Raw genomic sequence first — 16,475 nt, forward strand, 5'->3', positions numbered from 1 at the left:
GAACCGCTCGCAAAGCCGGGCATCGGCTACCAGGTCAATAGAGATCGAGTAGTTGTTCTGAATCTGTCGAAGTAGGACAATTGCCGGCTTCACGTCACCATCAGCGACCTTGAATGGCCTTCCTTGCACTCGGTATTAACCACAAGACTGCTTCAGTAGACGTCCGCGAGCGCGTGGCCTTTACCCCTGAGCAGCTGGTGGAGGCCTTGCAGCAGCTCTGCCGACTCACCGACAGCCGCGAAGCTGCGATCCTCTCCACCTGCAATCGCAGTGAACTCTATATAGAACAGGATCACCTTTCGGCGGACATCGTGCTGCGCTGGCTGGCCGATTATCACCATCTGAGCCTCGACGAGCTGCGCGCGAGCGCTTATGTGCATGAAGATGATGCGGCAGTTCGTCACATGATGCGGGTCGCCTCCGGGCTCGATTCGCTGGTGCTGGGCGAACCGCAGATCCTCGGCCAGATGAAATCCTGCTACGCCGTGGCCCGCGAGGCCGGCACCATCGGTCCGCTGCTCGGGCGTTTGTTCCAGGCCACGTTCAATGCGGCCAAACAAGTGCGCACCGACACTGCCATCGGCGAGAACCCGGTGTCCGTGGCGTTTGCCGCAGTCAGCCTGGCGAAACAGATTTTCAGCGACCTGCAACGCAGCCAGGCCTTGCTGATCGGTGCCGGCGAGACCATCACCCTGGTCGCCCGCCATCTGCACGAACTGGGGGTAAAACGCATCGTCGTCGCCAACCGCACCCTGGAACGCGCAAGCATTCTGGCCGAGCAGTTTGGCGCCCATGCCGTGTTGCTCTCGGACATTCCGGCCGAACTGGTGCGCAGCGACATCGTCATCAGTTCCACCGCCAGCCAGTTGCCGATCCTCGGTAAAGGCGCGGTGGAAAGTGCCTTGAAACTGCGCAAGCACAAACCGATCTTCATGGTGGACATCGCCGTACCGCGCGATATCGAGCCTGAAGTCGGCGAGTTGGACGACGTTTACCTTTATAGCGTCGACGATCTCCACGAAGTGGTCGCCGAAAACCTCAAGAGCCGTCAAGGCGCTGCGCAAGCGGCGGAAGAGATGGTTTCGGTCGGCGCCGAAGATTTCATGATCCGTCTGCGCGAACTGGCAGCGGTGGATGTACTCAAGGCCTATCGCCAACAAAGCGAGCGCCTGCGTGACGAAGAATTGCAGAAGGCCCAACGCATGCTGGCCAACGGCAGCAGCGCCGAAGACGTGCTGGTGCAACTGGCGCGTGGCTTGACCAACAAACTCTTGCACGCCCCGAGCGTGCAGTTGAAAAAGCTCTCAGCCGAAGGTCGCCTCGACGCACTGGCCATGGCCCAGGAACTCTTTGCCCTCGGTGAGGGCTCATCGGATAGCTTTTCGGATAAAAAACCGCAATGAAAGCGTCACTGCTCAATAAGCTGGACATCCTCCAGGACCGTTTCGAGGAATTGACCGCCTTGCTTGGCGACGGCGAGGTCATTTCCGACCAGACCAAATTCCGCGCCTATTCCAAGGAATACGCGGAAGTCGAGCCGATTGTCGACGCCTATAAACAGTTGCTCAAAGTACAGAGCGACCTCGAAGGCGCCCAGGCACTGCTCAAGGACAACGACCCGGACATGCGTGAAATGGCCGTGGAAGAAGTCCGCGAAGCCAAAGAGCAATTGATCGAGATCGAAGCCAGCCTGCAACGCATGCTGCTGCCCAAGGACCCGAACGACGGGCGCAACGTGTTCCTTGAAATCCGTGCCGGCACCGGCGGTGACGAGGCGGCGATCTTCTCCGGCGACCTGTTCCGCATGTATTCGCGTTACGCCGAGCGTCGCGGCTGGCGTGTGGAAATCCTCTCGGAAAACGAGGGTGAACATGGCGGCTATAAAGAGGTCATCGCCCGCGTCGAAGGCGACAACGTCTACGGCAAGCTGAAATTCGAATCCGGCGCGCACCGCGTGCAACGGGTTCCGGCCACTGAATCCCAGGGGCGTATCCACACTTCGGCGTGCACCGTGGCGGTATTGCCCGAGCCGGACGAGCAGGAAGCGATCGAGATCAATCCGGCGGACCTGCGGATCGATACCTACCGTTCTTCCGGTGCCGGTGGCCAGCACGTCAACAAGACGGACTCGGCGATCCGCATCACGCACTTGCCGTCCGGTATCGTCGTCGAGTGCCAGGAAGAACGTTCCCAGCACAAGAACCGCGCCCGGGCGATGTCCTGGCTGTCGGCCAAGCTCAATGATCAGCAGACCAGCGCAGCGGCGAATGCCATCGCCAGCGAGCGTAAGTTGCTGGTCGGTTCGGGCGATCGCTCCGAGCGCATCCGCACCTATAACTTTGCCCAGGGCCGGGTCACCGACCACCGGGTCAACCTGACGCTGTATTCCCTCGACGAAATTCTCGCGGGCGGTGTCGATGCGGTGATCGAACCGTTGCTGGCCGAATACCAGGCCGACCAATTGGCAGCGATAGGTGACTAAATGACGATCATTGCCAGTTTGTTGCGCGCCGCTGATTTACCCGACTCGCCGACGGCGCGTCTTGATGCCGAATTGCTGCTGGCGGCGGCGTTGGGCAAGTCCCGCAGTTTTCTGCACACCTGGCCGGAGCGCATCGTTCCAAGCGACGCCGCGCTGAAGTTTGCCGAGTACCTGCAACGCCGTCGTGGCGGTGAGCCGGTGGCTTACATTCTGGGCCAGCAAGGTTTCTGGAAGCTGGATCTGGAAGTTGCACCGCACACCTTGATCCCGCGCCCGGACACCGAATTGCTGGTAGAAGCCGCGCTGGAATTGTTGCCCGCCACCCCCGCCAAGGTCCTCGATCTCGGCACCGGCAGCGGCGCCATTGCGTTGGCCCTGGCCAGCGAGCGTCCGGCGTGGAGCGTCACCGCTGTGGATCGTGTACTCGAAGCCGTGGCTTTGGCCGAGCGCAATCGTCAGCGTTTGCACCTGAACAACGCCACCGTGCTGAGCAGTCATTGGTTCAGCGCCCTGGAAGGTCAGCGTTTTCAACTGATCATCAGCAACCCGCCGTACATTGCATCCGCCGATCCGCATCTGGTGGAAGGCGATGTGCGCTTCGAACCGGCCAGTGCCTTGGTGGCTGGAGTCGACGGGCTCGACGATCTGCGTTTGATCGTCGCCCAGGCCCCGGATTATCTGGAGGCGGGCGGCTGGCTGATGCTCGAACACGGTTATGATCAAGCCGAAGCCGTGCGCGATTTGTTGCAGACTCGCGGCTTTGAAGAAGTCCACAGCCGCACCGATCTGGGCGGTCACCAACGGATCAGCCTGGGGCGCCTGCCGTGCTGAATGATCAGGAATTGTTGCGCTACAGTCGGCAGATTCTGTTGCAGCACGTCGACATCGACGGCCAGTTGCGATTGAAAGAAAGCCGCGTGTTGATCATCGGTCTCGGCGGCCTCGGTTCGCCGGTTGCGTTGTACCTCGCCGCCGCGGGCGTCGGTGAGCTGCATCTGGCGGACTTCGACACCGTCGACCTGACCAACCTGCAACGCCAGATCATTCACGACACCGACAGCGTCGGCCAGACCAAGGTCGATTCGGCGATCCGCCGCCTGAGCGCGATCAACCCCGAGATCAAGCTGGTCGCCCATCGTGCCGCGCTGGACGAAGATTCCCTGGCCGCTGTGGTGGCCACAGTGGACCTGGTCCTCGACTGTTCCGACAATTTTTCCACCCGCGAAGCGGTCAACGCTGCGTGCGTGGCGGCCGGCAAGCCGTTGGTCAGCGGCGCAGCGATTCGACTTGAAGGGCAATTGTCGGTGTTCGACCCGCGCCGTCCGGACAGTCCGTGCTACCACTGTTTATACGGGCACGGCAGCGAAGCTGAATTGACGTGCAGTGAAGCGGGCGTCGTCGGTCCTTTGGTGGGACTGGTCGGCAGCCTTCAGGCACTGGAAGCCATTAAACTGCTGGCCGGTTTCGGCGAACCGCTGGTAGGGCGCCTGTTGTTGATCGATGCCTTGGGTTCGCGCTTCCGTGAATTGCGCGTCAAGCGTGATCCGGGCTGCAGCGTCTGTGGGCCGAAACATGCGTGAAGCGCCCATTGGCGTGTTCGACTCCGGGGTCGGTGGGCTGTCGGTGCTGGCCGAGGTCCAGCGTTTGCTGCCCAACGAGTCTCTGCTGTACGTCGCCGATTGCGGCAATATTCCCTACGGCGAGAAAACCCCGGAATTCATTCGCCATCGTTGCAGCGTGATGGCCGAATTTTTTCAGCAGCAAGGCGCCAAGGCCCTGGTGCTGGCCTGCAACACGGCGACGGTAGCCGGTGTTGCCGATTTGCGGCGCGACTTCCCCGAGTGGCCCATCGTCGGCATGGAGCCTGCGGTCAAACCGGCCGCCGCCGCGACCCGCAGCGGCGTGGTCGGTGTCCTCGCCACCACCGGCACCTTGCAGAGCGCCAAGTTCGCTGCGTTGCTCGACCGTTTCGCCACCGATGTGCAGGTAATCACTCAGCCGTGCCCAGGGCTTGTGGAGCTGATTGAAAACGGCGATCTGCACAGTCCCGCCCTGCGTGAGTTGCTGGCCCGCTATGTCGGGCCGCTGCTCGCCGCAGGCTGCGACACGATAATTCTCGGCTGCACGCATTACCCCTTCCTAAAGCCGTTGCTTAAGCAGATGATCCCCGAGGACATCAGCCTGATCGATACCGGCGCCGCCGTCGCGCGACAACTTCAGCGGCTGTTGGCCGAGCGTGAATTGCTGGCTGAAGGTCCAGTTCGTGCAGCGCAATTCTGGACGAGTGCCGATCCGGAACATTTCAGAAATATCTTGCCGATACTGTGGAATACCGCTGGCGTTGTGCAAAGCTTCAATAGGTAGTTTGGGGAAACGGGTAATTGGGGTGAACTTCTGATTAAGCGTCGGCTTCTATTGCGGTAAGCAACAAAAAAACCATACGAAATCGTACGGAAAAGGATGTTTCTATGAAGCGACTATTCTGCTTGGCCGCGATTGCGGCCGCATTGATGGGGCAAAGTTTTACCGCACAGGCGGCAGGCGTGGAGTTCGGGGTCGGCCAGACCAGCGATTCGACCATGACCTATCGATTGGGCATGCAATTCGATTGGGACAAGAGCTGGTTGCAAAGTGACGTCGGTCGTTTGACCGGTTACTGGAGTGGTGCCTACACCTATTGGGAAGGCGACAAGACTTCCAGCAACCACAGCCTGTCTTTCTCGCCGGTGTTTGTTTATGAGTTTGCCGGTCAGAACGTCAAACCTTATCTAGAGCTCGGGGTTGGCGTGGCGGCGTTCTCGAATACCGAACTTGAAGGCAACGAACTGGGCAGTGCCTTTCAGTTCGAAGACCGTTTTGGCTTCGGTCTGCGTTTTGCGGGCGGGCATGAAGTCGGGATTCGTGCGACGCACTATTCCAATGCGGGGCTCAGCAGCCCGAACGATGGTGTAGAAAGTTACGCGCTGCACTACACGATGCCGTTGTAAGACTAAAAGCTTCGCGGGCAAGCCTCGCTCCTACAGGGGATCATCCAACCTGTAGGAGCGAGGCTTGCCCGCGAAGGCGTCAGATCAGGCAACACATTTCTAAATCATCGATACGCTGTGCTAATCCCCTGGCGCTCTTCGATGCACTCCGGTGCGCCCATCTCGAACTCCCGGCAGATCAGCGGGCGTTTTTCGTAGATCGTGCACATCATCGTGTTGCGATCCAGCGCAGCGCACCAGCCGTCGTCCAGGCGCAGCATGACTTCCCCGCCCCAATCATCGGTATCGATAAAACGTTCGGGCACGCCCGTGTCGGTGATCAGCATCACTTCGAGCTGGCAGCAGCAGGCCGCGCAGGTCGAGCACGTGACCGCAGGCTCGGTGATTTGCGTGTGGGGAATGGTTTTCATGGCACGCAGTGTAAGTCAGTCGGTCGGTGCTGTGTGAAAGGCCGGACGGACGCTCAGTCGTGGGTGTCGGACGACGCCAGGCGCCGGGCCATGAAATGCAGCGTGGGAAACAGCAGCGCCCAGAGTAATCCGATGCCGATCAGCGTCGGTAATTGGCCGTAAGGGAATTGCACCCCGGCCAGTTGTCCTCCCGCGTAATACGACAACGGCCCACCCACGGCGCCCAGCAAGCAGCCCAGCCACCAGGGCGTTGCGCTCCATTGCAGGCAATGGCGCAACGTCGTGGCCAGCAACGCCCACAACAGCATCAGCCATAGCGGAATCAGCGGCGCGACATCGTTGAACTCGAACACCCCCAGCCAGCGCAATGAGCTGTCGACGGTCGTGCCCAGCAGCACAACGCTGAGAATCAGCCGGCCTTCGTCCGCCCAGCGACTTATCCACAGCAGGTGAATCACCAAAGCGCCCAGCGCCACCAATAACCACAGACTGTTGCCGCCGATCACGCAGGCAAGCCAGCCGAGCTGGAACAGCACGGCGTTGGCCAGGCGTTCAAGCATCGAAACGGCCGAGCAGCGGCGCGGTGATCGCCGAAGGTTTGGCCAGCAGCAACTGCGCGGTGCCGATGGTGCGCTCCAGGAAACCACCTTCGCAGTAGCACAGGTAAAACTCCCACAGCCGCAGGAAATAATCGTCGTAGCCCAATTCGCTCAAGCGGCCTTGGGCGCGGCGAAAATTCTCATGCCACAGGCGCAAGGTTCGCGCGTAGTGCAGGCCGAAATCCTCCATGTGCAGCAGGTTCATGTCGGTGTCGCGGCTGACGATCTCGAGCATTTTCTGCACGCAGGGCAGGGCGCCGCCGGGGAAGATGTAGCGCTGAATGAAATCGACACTGCCCTTGGCCTGCTCGTAGCGCTGTTCGCGGATGGTGATCGCCTGCAACAGCATCAAACCATTGCTCTTGAGCAAGTGCGCGCACTGCTTGAAGTAGGTCGGCAGAAAGCGATGGCCTACAGCTTCGATCATCTCGATCGACACCAGCTTGTCGTACTGCCCGGTGAGGTCGCGGTAATCCTTGAGCAACAACGTGACCTGATCTTGCAACCCGAGGGTTTCGATCCGTTGCGCGGTAAACGCGTACTGCTCCCTGGACAGCGTGGTGGTGGTGACTTTGCAGCCATAATTCTGCGCCGCGTACAGCGCCATGCTGCCCCAGCCGGTGCCGATTTCCAGCAGATGATCGCTGGGTTTGAGGTCGAGTTTCTGGCAGATCCGCTCCAGTTTGTTCAGCTGCGCCTGTTCCAGACTGTCCTCGGGACTTAGAAATTGTGCGGCCGAATACATCATGGTCGGGTCGAGAAACTGTTCGAACAGGTCGTTGCCCAGGTCATAGTGAGCAGCGATGTTTTTCTGCGAACCCTTGCGTGTATTGCGATTGAGCCAGTGCAGGCCTTGAACTAAGGGCCGGCCGAGTTTCGCCAGGCCACCTTCCAGCGAATCAAGCACGTCAAGGTTGCTGACAAACACGCGAACCACCGCCGTCAGGTCCGGCGAGCTCCAGTAACCGTGGATAAATGCCTCGCCCGCGCCGATCGAACCGTTACTCGCCACCAGCCCCCACGCCGCTGCGTCGAGGATGTGGATTTCCCCCTGCAAATGACTGCCTGCGGTGCCGAAGACCTGCCGCTCGCCATCCTCGATCACCACCAGTTGCCCGTGCTTGAGGTGCGCCAGTTGCCGCAGCACACCGCGACGCAGCAACGTCCCGGTCAAGCCGTTAGTGCTGAGTAGAGTGGCTTTGGCCGAGACGCTAGAGGATTTCATGGCGGCGATCCTTGGGCGGAACGGTGGCGGTTTGAAAGCTGCCGTCGGCAGCTTGATGAGCAAATATCGGCGCGCGTTTGAACAGCAGGCGCAGGGCTTGCCAATAAATCGCCAGGCAGGTTTTTGCGGTCATCCACGGAAAGCGCCGCAGGTACCGGTGCAGGCTGGCGCGACTCAGGGCTTCGCGTTTCAGGTTGAGCGTGGCGTCGAACAGCTTCAGTTCGCCCTGCCAGTCGGCCATGTGCACGCCGAGTTTTTTCGCGACCGGGCTGAAGCTCATGCGGTGTTCGAGATCGCGTGGCAGAAACGGCGACACATGAAAGGCCTTGGCCACGGCGAAATGCTGATGGAAATCGCGCAGGTCATCCGGCGTCCTGGCCGGCAACACGTAGTGATAACGCTCGCGCCACGGGGTATTGGTGACTTCGGCAACGATTGCCGCCAGTTGGCCGTCGGCTTCGTAACAATAAAAAAAGCTCACCGGGTTGAACGCCAGGCCCCAACTGCGAGGCTGGGTCAGCAGGCAGACCGAACCTTGTGGCGCATGACCAATGGCCTGGCGGACCTGTTCGCGCACCGCATCGATCAGGCGCATGCCGTTGCCGGTGAAGGCTTTGAGGTAGTCGCTTTCGCGAAACGAAAACGGCGAGAAGCGGCGGTTGCCCGACAGCGGCGATAACCCGAGTACGGCGTCCTGTTCATCGAGATCGAGGTACAGCAGGCCGATCCGGTAACGGAATTCATGGCGCCTTGGGGCAAACCGCCGATGGGCGATCCAGCCGCTGTAGAGCGCGCTGTTCACAGCACTTCCCCGAACGAGCGGGCCACGCGCAACGCGCTGACCACGCCATCTTCATGGAAACCGTTTGCCCAGTAGGCGCCGCAATAAAAGCTGTGTTGCGCGCCGTTCAATTCTTCCCAGCGCTCCTGCGCCGCCACCGCCGCCAGGCTGTATTGAGGATGGGCGTAGGTGAATCGGCCGAGCACCATGGCCGGGCTGATGCCGGCGCTCTGGTTGAGGCTGACGCAAAACGTGGTGTCGCTCTGGATGCCTTGCAGGATGTTCATGTCGTAGGTGACCGCCGCCAGCGTATGGCCGGCGCCACCGAGGCGGTAATTCCAGCTGGCCCGGGCGAGTGTGCGCGAAGGCAGCAGGCGCGTGTCGGTGTGCAGCACCACTTCGTTGTCGGCGTAGGGCAGGGCACCGAGGATCGACTGTTCGGCATCGCTCGGTTTGGCCAGCAGTTTCAGCGCCTGATCGCTGTGGCAGGCGAACACCACTTTGTCGAAGCGTTCGCTGCCGGCGCTGCTGTGGATCACGACGCCATCGGCATCGCGCTCGACCTGCATCACGGGGCAGTTGAGGCGGATCTTCCGGTTAAAGGTTGCGGTCAACGGTGCGATGTAAGCACTCGATCCGCCCTCGATCACACGCCATTGCGGGCGATTGTTGACCGACAGCAAACCGTGATTCTTGAAAAACCGCACAAAGAATTGCAGCGGAAAATTCAGCATTTCGGCCATCGGCATCGACCAGATCGCCGCGCCCATCGGCACGATGTAATGCAGGATGAACCGCTCGCCGTAACCGCCGGCCTTGAGGTATTCGTCGAGCGTGGTGTGCGCCGCGATCCGGCCCTCGGACAGGTCGAGCCGGGCGCGCTTGTTGAAGCGCACAATGTCGCGCAGCATGCCCCAGAACCCCGGTGACAGCAGGTTGCGGCGCTGGGCGAACAGGCTGTTGAGGTTGTTGCCGTTGTACTCCAGGCCGCTGTCCGGATCGGTGACCGAAAAACTCATCTCGGTCGCTTTGAAACCCACGCCGATCTGACCCAGCAAGCGAATGAAGTTCGGGTAGGTCCAGTCGTTGAACACGATGAAGCCGGTGTCCACGGCGTGAAGCTCGCCATCGACTTTCACGTCCACGGTGTGGGTATGGCCACCGACCCGGTCATCGGCCTCGAACAGGGTGATCTCGTGGCGGCGATTCAGCAGGTAAGCACTGGTCAGCCCCGAGATGCCGCTGCCGATGATGGCGATGTTCACGGCACGTCCTTGATCGGCGGACTGCTGCGGACCATGCGTTTGCCGATGGCGAGCTTCACCCGGTTGGGCATTTTCGACAGCGGCCAGAGCGCCGCCATGAACAGCGCCGGGAACGCGATCTCCAGTGGCCGATGCTTCAGTTTTTCGAAGATGTGCCGCGCCGCTTTGCCCACCGGCCAACTGAGCGGCATCGGGAAATCGTTCTTCGCCGTCAGCGGAGTCTCGACGAACCCCGGGCTGACTACAGTGACTTCGATGCCTTCGGGCGCCAGGTCAATGCGCAACGATTCGAACAGATAACGCAGCCCGGCCTTCGACGCGCCATACGCCTCCGCCCGTGGCAGCGGCAGGTAAGTCACCGAACTGGCGACGCCCACCAGATGTGGCGCGAGGCCTTTGCGCAACAGCGGCAGGGCGGCTTCGATGCAGTAACTGCTGGCCAGCAGATTGGTGCGCACCACGTGCTCGACGAGCGACGAATCGAACTGCTGAACGTCGACGTATTCGCAGGTGCCAGCATTGAGAATCACCGTATCCAGCGAGCCCCAGTCATGCGCGATCTGCTCGCCGATTTCGCGTACGGTCTGGCTGTTGGTCAGGTCTCCCGCCACCACCAGCACTTGCCCGGGATAGCGTTGCGACAAGACTTTCATCGGCGCCAGCGAACGTGAACTGACCGCCAGATGGGCGCCGGTTTTCAGAATCTCCTCGGCCAGCGCGGCGCCAATGCCACTGCTGGCGCCAGTCAGCCAATATCGTCGTGGAGGTGTAAGGCTCATCCCATTCTCCTTTTCAACCAGGCGATAGCCCGGCCCAATACGGGTACATGTTCGTAAAGCAGCGCCCCGGCATCGAAGTAATCCCGGTGGCGATAAACCTTGTCACGCCAGAGCAGGTGCGAGCAGCCGTCCACCCGAATCAAGCGCCCGCCGGCCAGGTGTGGATGGCGGTAGCTCATGACCCAGCGCAGATAACCTTCGCCTTCGCCGATCTGGTCGAAGCCGTGAAAATCGAAGCGCAGTTCGCTGACGTTGGCATAGAGTTCGCTGAAATAGCTGCGCAAATGCGCGAGGCCCTGTACTTCGTGCAGCGGATCGGTGAAGTGCACGTCGTCGGCGTACAGCTCATTCAGGCGCTGCAGGTTGTCTTTGTTCAGCTCGGCAAACTGCCAGGCGAAGCGGCGCAGGAAATCACTCATAACCGCCTCCCGCGTTCTGTCGCGACGGCAGGTTTTTGAACGCCGCCAGCGCGCGTGTACGGGATGTACTTAGATTGACGATCGGCGACGGATAACCTGCCACGCCAAACAACCCGCCGAGGTTCGCCGGGTTGTGCACGTCTTTCTTGTTCAGCCCGGCCAGCTCCGGCAACCAGTGCTTGATGAACAGGCCTTCACTGTCGAATTTTTCCGATTGGCTGAGCGGGTTGAAAATCCGGAAGTAGGGCGCCGAATCGGTGCCGGTGGATGAGCTCCATTGCCAGCCGCCGTTATTCGCCGCGAGATCGCCATCGATCAGGTGCCGCATGAAAAAACGTTCGCCTTCACGCCAGTCGATCAGCAGGTTTTTGGTGAGGAACATCGCCACCACCATGCGCAAGCGGTTGTGCATCCAGCCGGTTTCAAGCAGTTGGCGCATCGCTGCGTCAATGATCGGCAGACCGGTGCGCGCTTCTTGCCAGGCTGCCAGTTCGTCGGGTGCATCGCGCCAGGCCAGGGCTTCGGTTTCCGGGCGGAAGGCGCGGTGACGGGAGATGCGCGGGTAGCCCACCAGAATGTGTTTGTAGAACTCGCGCCACAGCAATTCGTTGATCCAGGTGACGGCGCCGACTTTGCCGCTTTCGAACTCGCCCTGATTGCTTTGCAGGGCGGCATGCAAGCACTGGCGCGGGGAAATGACGCCGGCCGCCAGGTAGGCCGAGAGCTGACTGGTGCCGGGTTTGGCCGGGAAGTCACGCTCACTTTTGTAGTAGTCGATCTGCGCATCGGCGAAGGTGTCCAGACGGCGTCGGGCTTCGGCTTCACCGGCGGGCCAGAGCGCGCGCAAGGTGTCGCTGGGCGTGTCGAAGCCTGCAACGCTTGAAGGGATTTCATCGCTGTCGATGTTCAGCTTCGATTGCACCGCTGGCGCCCTGACGAGACTCGGCAATGAACGGTGCAGACGGTCGTAGCAGACTTTGCGGAACTGACTGAAGACCTGGAAATAGGTGCCGGTCTTGGTCAGTACGGTGCCGGGGCTGAACAGCAACTGATCGAGGTAGCTATAAAAGTCGACGCCTTTGGTTTTCAGTGCGTCGGCCACCGCCGCATCACGACGGCTTTCGTGAATTCCGTATTCCTCGTTGACGTGCACCGCGTCGATCTTCAACTGCTGGCACAGGTCGAGCAGAACCTTCGGCGCTTCATCCCAGCGAGAGGCCGTGCGAATCAGCAACGGGATGTTCAACTCGCCAAGTGCACGGCTCAGTTCACGGAGGTTGCGCAGCCAGAAATCCACTTTGCACGGCGCGTCGTCATGCTCGCGCCATTGTTCCGGGCTCAACAGGTACACCGCCACGCTCGGCCCCCGGGAAGCGGCGGCCGAGAGGGCGGTGTTGTCATGTAGACGCAAGTCGCTGCGCAGCCAGATCAATTGCATGGTGGTGTCCGTACGATTCATTTAAATAAGCCCGCGCTGTACCAGGTCCTGATGCGCCGATAACGGATCTTCGGCCAGGAACAATTCAGCAATCTCTGTGGTTTTTACGGACAACTCGGCGTGGTGGATGCATACCGTTGGTCCGGCAATCATTTTTGGGCAACTGACACCGTTGAAAAGTTTCGGCAGCTGCGCAAGGTTCATGGCTTTGCTGGAATACAGCAGTACGCCGCGGGCTTGCAGGTGATCGACCGCCAGTGCGAGCTCGCCCGCCGGTAACGGCCAGTCGAACACTTCCACCGGGCAATCGGCGCTGCTGATCAACCACGCGGTGAGCCACAGATGCGGTTCCAGCGGCAGGTCGGAGTGATTGATCAACAGCAGCGGTGCGGTGCGCAGTTGACGGTTGTTATGGTAGATGCGCGCGCCGAATTTGCTGCGTAACCAGGAGTAAAAAAATACGCGCTCCATCTGCGAGCCAAACTGGCCTTGCCAGCGTTGTTCAAGTTCGGCCAGCAACGGCATCAGCAGTTGTTCGCACAAAGTCCGCGGCGGGTACAACGCGATCGCCTGGTTGACTGTGTCATCCAGGGTGCGTTCGTTGAGCCGAGTGACTGCTTGCAGCAGCGTGTTGCACATCACCTGCCAATCATTTTCGACCGATTCGCCAAAGGCTTGCGGGGTGTCGAGCAGTTGCTTGACCTGGCTGACGGCCACGCCGCGATTGAGCCAGGTGAGGATTGTCAGGATGCGTTGTACGTGTTCGGCGCTGAACAGCCGATGCCCTTTGGGCGTGCGTTGCGGCACGATCAAACCGTAACGCCGTTCCCAGGCGCGCAAGGTGACGGCGTTGACGCCGGTCTGCCGGGCCACTTCACGAATTGGCAGCCAACCCTCATCGAGGGCTTTCTTGAAGTCGGCGCCGAGGTCTTCGCGGGCACTGGTGTCGAGTGGGATTTTCATCAGATCGCGTTTCGCAGGCTGAGGTTTTCCGGGTGCGGTTGCAGGTAAACCTGTTGCGCAATGTACGGATCCGGGTGTTGGCGAAAGTGATGTTTGAGCAGTGTCAGCGGCACCACCAGCGGCACGATGCCGTGGCGGTACTGGCCGATGACGTGTTGCACTTCCTGTTTGTCTTCAGCGGTGATGACCTGCTTGAGGTAACCACTGATGTGTTGCAGGACGTTGGTGTGGGTGCGGCGCGTGGCGCACTTTTTCAAGGCCGCCATCAGTTCGCTGAAATAACGTGGGCCGAGTTCTTTCGGGTCGATCTGGCCCATGTTGCCCAGCAGATTGCCCAGGGTTTTGTACTGCACCGGGTTGTGGGCCATCAGCAGGTATTTGTAGCGCGAGTGAAATTCGGTCAATCCGCGACGAGTCAGCCCTGCTTGCAGCAACTGTTGCCAGGCGCTGTAGGCGAACACGCGGGTGAGAAAGTTTTCCCGCAGCACCGGGTCGTTGAGCCGGCCGTCTTCTTCCACCGGCAGGTCCGGGTGCAGCGCACAGAAAGCCTGGGCATAGATGCCGCGCCCACCGCCGTCTACCGGTGCACCGTTGGCGTGGTAGACCTTGACCCGATCCAGTCCGCACGACGGTGATTTCTGCATGAAGATGTAGCCGCAGACATCGTCCAGTTCGGCGGCCATCTTCCGGGCGTAATCGGCCAGCGGCCGGGTGACATTCAGTTCGGGGTGAACAGTGCCGATGGCTTCGGGGCGTTCAGCGTCACCGACCAGTCGAATGGGCTGGCGAGGAATGCCCAGGCCGATGGCGACTTCCGGGCACACCGGGACGAAATCGAAATACTCGGTGAGGGTGCGGCTGCACAGCCGCGATTCTTTGTGCCCGCCATTGAAACGCACCTCGGCGCCCATCAGGCAGGCGCTGATGGCGATTTTCGGTTTCGCGCTGGCGTGGGGCATCGGAGCACCTCGAATCCAAACCTGTACAGGATTTAATTTCTGTACAACATGTGTTTCATCATAGATTCAAAGGTGTACAAGTCAAATTGTTTGTATAAGTATTTGGCGTGTTGGTAGGAGCCGGCTTGCCGGCGATGAACGATGACGCGGTATTCCTGAATGATCGCGGCGTTTGGATCGCCAGCAAGCTGGCTCCTACAGGGATCTAATTCCAGCCCAGTAACCAGGCGTTGCTGTTTTTCAGGGTTTGCCAGCTCAGGCGTTGATTGCGCTTGGTCAGCACCGCCTGCAATTCGACGTCCAGCACCGTGCCTTCCTCGTCGCGGAACAGCTCGATGACCAGAAAATGTTTTTCGCGGTTTTGCGGGTGGGCTGCTGTCCATTTCGACAGCAGCAATTTGCTCGGGTTGATGCGGTTCACTGCAGGTGTTCGTGCAGGCGGCGGGCGGCTTCCTGACCGCTGAGCCAGGCACCTTCGACACGACCGGACAGGCACCAGTCGCCACACGCGTAAAGACCCAGGTCGGCATCGGCCAGCGTGCCCCATTCATGGCTGCTGGCGGGGCGGGCGTAGAGCCAGCGGTGCGCGAGGCTGAAGCTCGGCGCAGGCATGGCGCTGTGGAGCAGTTCGGCGAACGCGCCGTGCAGTTGCTCGATCACGGCTTCCTTGGACAGGTCGATATGTTGCCGGCTCCAGGTGCTGGTCGCGTGCAATACCCAGGTGTCCTTGGTGTTGTCGCGCCCCGGTTTGCTGCGGTTGCGCGCCAGCCAGTCGAGTGGGCTGTCTTGCACGAAGCAGCCTTCCATGGGTGTATCCAGCGGAGTATCGAAGGCCAGTGCGACGGCCCAGGTTGGGTCCATTTTGACCCCGGCGGCGGCGCCTGCGAGTTTCGGCGCGGAGGCCAGCAAGGCGGTCGCTTGCGGTGCTGGCGTGGCGACGATCACGTGACTGAACGGGCCATGAGTGAACCCTTCGGCATCCTGCAGATGCCAGTGTTCTTCACCGCGATAGACCTCGGTAATGCGGCAGGCAAAATGCACTTCCAGATCGCCAATCAGGCCACGGGTGATGGCGCTCATGCGTGGCGTGCCGACCCAGCGCGTCTGCTCGTCCGGCGACAGGTTGAGCTGGCCACCGTGGTAGGTATAAAGCTGCGGCGCCCATTCGGCGACCCAGCCTTTGGCTTGCCAACGCTGGACTTCAGTGACAAAGCGGCGATCACGTGCAGTGAAATATTGCGCGCCCATGTCCAGCGCACCCGCATCGCTGCGCTTGCTCGACATGCGCCCGCCACTGCCGCGGCTTTTATCGAAAAGTTGAACGACATGCCCTGCGTCCGTAAGGGCCTGGGCGGCTGAGAGTCCGGCAATGCCGGTGCCGATGATTGCGATAGGTACAGTCATAGGGGCCTCGTTTACCTTTCTGTACAGACTACGCCGTGGTTGAAACCTGTACAATATTGTTTTTCGGTATAACTTTTAGCGTTCTCGTTCTGACAGCTTGGCCTATTGTTAAACACAGACCCTGCCCGATATCAAAGATCCCTGCTTATAAAAATAGACTAGTGATCAGGGTAAAACGCCACGCGAGGAAGAAGTCATGCACATATTGCTGACCGGCGGTACTGGTTTGATAGGACGTCAGCTCTGCCGCCACTGGTTGAGTCAGGGACATCGTCTGACCGTCTGGAGCCGGACTCCGGCCAAAGTCGCGAAAGTCTGTGGCGCCCAGGTGCGCGCGGTGGCCCGACTCGAGGACCTCGGTCAGGAACCGGTGGATGCGATTATCAACCTCGCGGGCGCGCCAATTGCCGACCGGCTCTGGACTCACCGACGTAAAGCCTTGCTGTGGAGCAGCCGCATCACCCTGACGGAAACCTTGCTGGCGTGGCTCGAAAGCCGTGAACAGAAACCGCAGGTGTTGATATCGGGCTCTGCCATTGGCTGGTATGGCGACGGTGGCGAGCGGGAGTTGACTGAACATTCCCCTCCGGTGATCGATGATTTTGCCAGTCAGTTGTGCATTGCCTGGGAAGAAACCGCCCAGCGTGCCGAAGCCTTGGGCGTTCGCGTGATCTTCGTTCGCACCGGCTTGGTGCTGTCGGCCGAGGGCGGCTTTTTGTCGCGGCTGTTGCTGCCGTTCAAACTGGGGCTGGGCGGGCCTTTGG

Annotated in this window: 19 protein-coding genes; 7 read left to right on the forward strand and 12 right to left on the reverse strand. The window is 60.4% G+C overall.

Features of this window, described 5'->3' with window-relative positions; genetic code table 11:
* The first annotated feature begins 113 nt into the window (after window positions 1-113).
* From hemA to KGB25_RS22745, 6 genes are all read left to right on the forward strand, one after another.
* Complete coding sequence (gene hemA / locus KGB25_RS22720; RefSeq protein WP_008025854.1) at window positions 114-1,403, forward strand: glutamyl-tRNA reductase; 1,290 nt, start codon at window positions 114-116, stop codon at window positions 1,401-1,403.
* Window positions 1,400-2,482, forward strand: coding sequence for a peptide chain release factor 1 (gene prfA, locus KGB25_RS22725; RefSeq protein ID WP_008025856.1), 1,083 nt, complete (start codon window positions 1,400-1,402; stop codon window positions 2,480-2,482). Before hemA ends, prfA begins: the two co-directional genes overlap by 4 nt.
* On the forward strand, window positions 2,483-3,313 hold the full coding sequence (prmC, locus tag KGB25_RS22730) for a peptide chain release factor N(5)-glutamine methyltransferase (RefSeq protein ID WP_008037210.1): 831 nt from the start codon (window positions 2,483-2,485) through the stop codon (window positions 3,311-3,313).
* Window positions 3,307-4,062: a molybdopterin-synthase adenylyltransferase MoeB gene (locus KGB25_RS22735; protein WP_223436743.1), complete on the forward strand. Its 756-nt coding sequence runs from the start codon at window positions 3,307-3,309 to the stop codon at window positions 4,060-4,062. Before prmC ends, KGB25_RS22735 begins: the two co-directional genes overlap by 7 nt.
* Window positions 4,055-4,846, forward strand: coding sequence for a glutamate racemase (gene murI, locus KGB25_RS22740; protein WP_008037212.1), 792 nt, complete (start codon window positions 4,055-4,057; stop codon window positions 4,844-4,846). The genes KGB25_RS22735 and murI overlap by 8 nt, the downstream gene beginning before the upstream one ends.
* Before the next feature lie 104 nt (window positions 4,847-4,950).
* Complete coding sequence (locus tag KGB25_RS22745; RefSeq protein ID WP_192419158.1) at window positions 4,951-5,469, forward strand: acyloxyacyl hydrolase; 519 nt, start codon at window positions 4,951-4,953, stop codon at window positions 5,467-5,469.
* A 104-nt stretch (window positions 5,470-5,573) separates the two neighbouring features.
* Here KGB25_RS22745 and KGB25_RS22750 read toward each other — a convergent pair whose 3' ends face one another.
* The 12 genes from KGB25_RS22750 to KGB25_RS22805 form a co-directional block, all read right to left on the reverse strand.
* Entirely contained in the window at window positions 5,574-5,879 is a 306-nt protein-coding gene (locus KGB25_RS22750; protein ID WP_008025864.1) for a YkgJ family cysteine cluster protein, read from the reverse strand.
* 53 nt (window positions 5,880-5,932) lie between these two features.
* Entirely contained in the window at window positions 5,933-6,439 is a 507-nt protein-coding gene (locus KGB25_RS22755) for a DUF2878 domain-containing protein (protein ID WP_008037214.1), read from the reverse strand.
* On the reverse strand, window positions 6,432-7,703 hold the full coding sequence (locus tag KGB25_RS22760; RefSeq protein WP_223436745.1) for an SAM-dependent methyltransferase: 1,272 nt from the start codon (window positions 7,701-7,703) through the stop codon (window positions 6,432-6,434). Before KGB25_RS22760 ends, KGB25_RS22755 begins: the two co-directional genes overlap by 8 nt.
* A complete protein-coding gene (locus tag KGB25_RS22765) occupies window positions 7,690-8,505 on the reverse strand; it encodes a DUF1365 domain-containing protein (RefSeq protein ID WP_223436747.1) in 816 nt (271 codons plus the stop codon). The genes KGB25_RS22760 and KGB25_RS22765 overlap by 14 nt, the downstream gene beginning before the upstream one ends.
* Window positions 8,502-9,749, reverse strand: coding sequence for an NAD(P)/FAD-dependent oxidoreductase (locus KGB25_RS22770; RefSeq protein WP_223436749.1), 1,248 nt, complete (start codon window positions 9,747-9,749; stop codon window positions 8,502-8,504). Before KGB25_RS22770 ends, KGB25_RS22765 begins: the two co-directional genes overlap by 4 nt.
* Window positions 9,746-10,528, reverse strand: coding sequence for an SDR family NAD(P)-dependent oxidoreductase (locus KGB25_RS22775; RefSeq protein WP_008037218.1), 783 nt, complete (start codon window positions 10,526-10,528; stop codon window positions 9,746-9,748). The genes KGB25_RS22770 and KGB25_RS22775 overlap by 4 nt, the downstream gene beginning before the upstream one ends.
* Window positions 10,525-10,947, reverse strand: a complete 423-nt coding sequence (locus tag KGB25_RS22780; protein WP_223436752.1) for a nuclear transport factor 2 family protein — start codon at window positions 10,945-10,947, stop codon at window positions 10,525-10,527. The genes KGB25_RS22775 and KGB25_RS22780 overlap by 4 nt, the downstream gene beginning before the upstream one ends.
* Window positions 10,940-12,385, reverse strand: coding sequence for a deoxyribodipyrimidine photo-lyase (gene phrB, locus KGB25_RS22785; protein ID WP_223436754.1), 1,446 nt, complete (start codon window positions 12,383-12,385; stop codon window positions 10,940-10,942). Before phrB ends, KGB25_RS22780 begins: the two co-directional genes overlap by 8 nt.
* Window positions 12,386-12,406: 21 nt before the next feature.
* Window positions 12,407-13,348 carry a MerR family transcriptional regulator gene (locus KGB25_RS22790; RefSeq protein ID WP_223436756.1) on the reverse strand — a complete coding sequence of 314 codons (942 nt, stop codon included), beginning with the start codon at window positions 13,346-13,348 and terminating at the stop codon, window positions 12,407-12,409.
* Window positions 13,348-14,307 (reverse strand): YbgA family protein, encoded by a 960-nt coding sequence (locus KGB25_RS22795; RefSeq protein WP_223436757.1) that lies wholly within the window; start codon window positions 14,305-14,307, stop codon window positions 13,348-13,350. Before KGB25_RS22795 ends, KGB25_RS22790 begins: the two co-directional genes overlap by 1 nt.
* Before the next feature lie 205 nt (window positions 14,308-14,512).
* On the reverse strand, window positions 14,513-14,728 hold the full coding sequence (locus KGB25_RS22800; protein WP_008025883.1) for a TIGR02450 family Trp-rich protein: 216 nt from the start codon (window positions 14,726-14,728) through the stop codon (window positions 14,513-14,515).
* Window positions 14,725-15,711 (reverse strand): NAD(P)/FAD-dependent oxidoreductase, encoded by a 987-nt coding sequence (locus KGB25_RS22805; RefSeq protein WP_008037229.1) that lies wholly within the window; start codon window positions 15,709-15,711, stop codon window positions 14,725-14,727. The genes KGB25_RS22800 and KGB25_RS22805 overlap by 4 nt, the downstream gene beginning before the upstream one ends.
* A 196-nt stretch (window positions 15,712-15,907) precedes the next feature.
* On the opposite strand from KGB25_RS22805, the gene KGB25_RS22810 reads away from it, so the two are divergent.
* A partial coding sequence (locus KGB25_RS22810; protein WP_223436759.1) for an NAD-dependent epimerase/dehydratase family protein occupies window positions 15,908-16,475 on the forward strand: 568 nt, incomplete at its 3' end.

This window comes from Pseudomonas sp. BF-RE-21, assembly GCF_019947305.1.
GTDB lineage: Bacteria > Pseudomonadota > Gammaproteobacteria > Pseudomonadales > Pseudomonadaceae > Aquipseudomonas > Aquipseudomonas migulae.

Excerpts from the sequence above, each read along its gene's own strand:
- hemA (WP_008025854.1), top strand. The coding sequence starts at position 114 with ATGGCCTTCCTTGCACTCGGTATTAACCACAAGACTGCTTCAGTAGAC.
- prfA (WP_008025856.1), top strand. The coding sequence starts at position 1,400 with ATGAAAGCGTCACTGCTCAATAAGCTGGACATCCTCCAGGACCGTTTC.
- prmC (WP_008037210.1), top strand. The coding sequence starts at position 2,483 with ATGACGATCATTGCCAGTTTGTTGCGCGCCGCTGATTTACCCGACTCG.
- murI (WP_008037212.1), top strand. The coding sequence starts at position 4,055 with ATGCGTGAAGCGCCCATTGGCGTGTTCGACTCCGGGGTCGGTGGGCTG.
- KGB25_RS22745 (WP_192419158.1), top strand. The coding sequence starts at position 4,951 with ATGAAGCGACTATTCTGCTTGGCCGCGATTGCGGCCGCATTGATGGGG.
- KGB25_RS22750 (WP_008025864.1), bottom strand. The coding sequence starts at position 5,879 with ATGAAAACCATTCCCCACACGCAAATCACCGAGCCTGCGGTCACGTGC.
- KGB25_RS22755 (WP_008037214.1), bottom strand. The coding sequence starts at position 6,439 with ATGCTTGAACGCCTGGCCAACGCCGTGCTGTTCCAGCTCGGCTGGCTT.
- KGB25_RS22760 (WP_223436745.1), bottom strand. The coding sequence starts at position 7,703 with ATGAAATCCTCTAGCGTCTCGGCCAAAGCCACTCTACTCAGCACTAAC.
- KGB25_RS22775 (WP_008037218.1), bottom strand. The coding sequence starts at position 10,528 with ATGAGCCTTACACCTCCACGACGATATTGGCTGACTGGCGCCAGCAGT.
- KGB25_RS22780 (WP_223436752.1), bottom strand. The coding sequence starts at position 10,947 with ATGAGTGATTTCCTGCGCCGCTTCGCCTGGCAGTTTGCCGAGCTGAAC.
- phrB (WP_223436754.1), bottom strand. The coding sequence starts at position 12,385 with ATGCAATTGATCTGGCTGCGCAGCGACTTGCGTCTACATGACAACACC.
- KGB25_RS22790 (WP_223436756.1), bottom strand. The coding sequence starts at position 13,348 with ATGAAAATCCCACTCGACACCAGTGCCCGCGAAGACCTCGGCGCCGAC.
- KGB25_RS22795 (WP_223436757.1), bottom strand. The coding sequence starts at position 14,307 with ATGCCCCACGCCAGCGCGAAACCGAAAATCGCCATCAGCGCCTGCCTG.
- KGB25_RS22805 (WP_008037229.1), bottom strand. The coding sequence starts at position 15,711 with ATGACTGTACCTATCGCAATCATCGGCACCGGCATTGCCGGACTCTCA.